General features: G+C 72.2%; 3 protein-coding genes. All 3 read right to left on the minus strand.

Translation table 11 applies throughout. The features are described 5' to 3' along the window. Nucleotides 1-126 precede the first annotated feature (126 nt). Nucleotides 127-708 carry an RNA polymerase sigma factor gene (locus ACYVE7_RS33110; RefSeq protein ID WP_460370407.1) on the minus strand — a complete coding sequence of 194 codons (582 nt, stop codon included), beginning with the start codon at nucleotides 706-708 and terminating at the stop codon, nucleotides 127-129. 343 nt (nucleotides 709-1,051) lie between these two features. Beyond that, nucleotides 1,052-1,432: a RidA family protein gene (locus tag ACYVE7_RS33115; RefSeq protein ID WP_460370409.1), complete on the minus strand. Its 381-nt coding sequence runs from the start codon at nucleotides 1,430-1,432 to the stop codon at nucleotides 1,052-1,054. Between the two features lie 14 nt (nucleotides 1,433-1,446). Further along, nucleotides 1,447-2,018, minus strand: a 572-nt coding sequence (locus ACYVE7_RS33120) for a type III PLP-dependent enzyme domain-containing protein (RefSeq protein WP_460370411.1), incomplete at its 5' end; no start/stop codon positions are given.

A 2,018-nucleotide genomic window follows, 5' to 3' on the forward strand; every position in this document is an offset into this window, starting at 1 on the left:
CGTTGCGGCGGGGCGACCGCCGGGGGGCGGGCCGGGTGAGCCGGGCGCGGGCCCGTGCCTTGGCGGCGGGGTCGTAGGCGGAGGGCTCCGGGCGCAGGTCGCGCAGGACGGTGAGCTCGTCGCGGATCATGATCGGGCCTCCTCGAAGGTCGTGCGGGGGTCGGATCCGCCGAGGGAGCGGCGGAGTTTGGTGCGGAGCCGGTGCAGCCGGGAGCGGACCGTCCCGAGCGGCACGCCCAGCGCCGCGGCGGCCTCCTGATAGCTGAGCTCGGCCCAGGCGATCAACATCAGCAGATCGCGGTCGGCGGCCGACAGCCCGGCCAGCACGGCCCGCAGGCGCGGCTGCATCGCTTCGGCGCCGAGCCGTTCGGCGCTGCGCTCCTCGAACGGCTCGGCCTGCGGTTCGAAGCCGGCGCGGGCCAGCATCCGGTGCCGTCGCACCTCGGCCCTGCGATGGTCGCGGATGCCGTTGGAGGCGATCCCGAACAGCCAGGGCCGCGCGTCGCTTCGCGTCAGGTCGTAGGCGGAGCGCTTCCGGAACGCCACCAGGAACGCGTCGGACACGACGTCGTCGGCCAGATCGGCCCCGAGCCGCCAGCCGACGTACCGGTGGATCTCATCGGCATGCCGGTCGAAGATCTCAGCGAACCGATCCGGATCGATCAGTGACGCCGCGATCACCGCGGCATCGTCTTCAGGGGGACTCACAGGCGCTCCATCCTCACACAGGCTGTCGTCGCCGGTATTCGGCCGATGGCCGCCGACGAGTTCCCTCTGTTTCGTGAGGCGCCCCCCGGAGGGGGCGGGGACGGGCGCCAGTGCCCGGGGGGAATGGACACCGGGACCCGTCCCCGCCTGTGCCCACCCGCCGCGCTGGGTTGGCGGGTGAGCGGGAACCTCGGCCGGGGGGAGGCCGAGGAGGCGGATGACCTGGGTTTGTGGGCTTGCGGACCCGGTTTCCCGTCGAGCTTAGCCCGCGGAGTGGAAAACCCGCAGGGGTTCGAAGAAACTCTCGCGCCCGGGCCCCGGTGAGACGCCCGAGCCGTGCCGGTCAGCCCCGGTAGGCGACGAAGTCGATCTCGACGAGGATGTTCTTCAGGTCAGAGCCGACGGTCGTGCGCACTGGGTACGGCGCGGTGAAGTGCCGTTGGTATTCGGCGTCGTAGGCGGTGAAGTCCCGGTGCAGGTCCTGCAGGTGGACGGTCGACTTCACCACGTCGTCCAGGGTGCAGCCCGCGGCGGCCAGCACCACTTTCAGGTTCTCCAGCACCTGCCGGGTCTGGGTGGCGACGTCGTCGCCGACGACCTTGCCGGTCGCCGGGTCGATCGGCCCCATCCCGGCGGTGTACACGAAGCCGCCCGCGACGATCGCGTGCGAGTAGGTGCCGCCGGGCGCCGGGACGCCTTCCGGCCGGATCTCCTGCTTGCCCATGGGGTTGAACTCCTCTAGAAGTAGGTGCGGATCAGGTCGACGACGCGGTGCTCGTCGTCGATGAGCGGGATGACGCGCCACTTGTCGAACGCGGTGCACGGATGGGAGATCCCGAACCGGAGCACGTCGCCGACGTGGAGGTCGCCGCCCGCAAGGTAGCCGTGGTGGTCGTCGAGTTTGACGGTCGTGACGCCGTCGGCCGGCAGGGTCGCGCCGTCGCGGTGGATCTGGAGGGCGACGGGCAGGCCGAGATCGTAGGGGGCCTCCCGTTTGCCCATCCCGACCAGGGCGAGGCCCGGTTCGGGCGTGGACACGACCTGCGCCCACAGCTCCAGCGCGGCCGTCAGCGGCAGCCGGGCCCGCTCGTCGTAGAAGCCGTCGTCGTGGGTGACGTAGGCACCGCTGCGGATGATCACATCATGGGGCGCGCCCGCCCACTCTTCGGCGACGATGTCGAGGTAGGCGGAGCCGCCCGCGCTGAGCACCCGCGCCCCGGTCGCGCCCGCGAGGGCGAGCAGTTCGCGGACGAAGGTCCGCGCGGTCTCGCGGTCGGGCAGCCCGCCCTCGAACGCGGCGACCCCGCCGG

This window comes from Actinocorallia lasiicapitis, from assembly GCF_054778695.1.

Bases quoted from the DNA above. Each gene is read 5' to 3' on its own strand.
- ACYVE7_RS33115 (WP_460370409.1), bottom strand. From the start codon at position 1,432: ATGGGCAAGCAGGAGATCCGGCCGGAAGGCGTCCCGGCGCCCGGCGGC.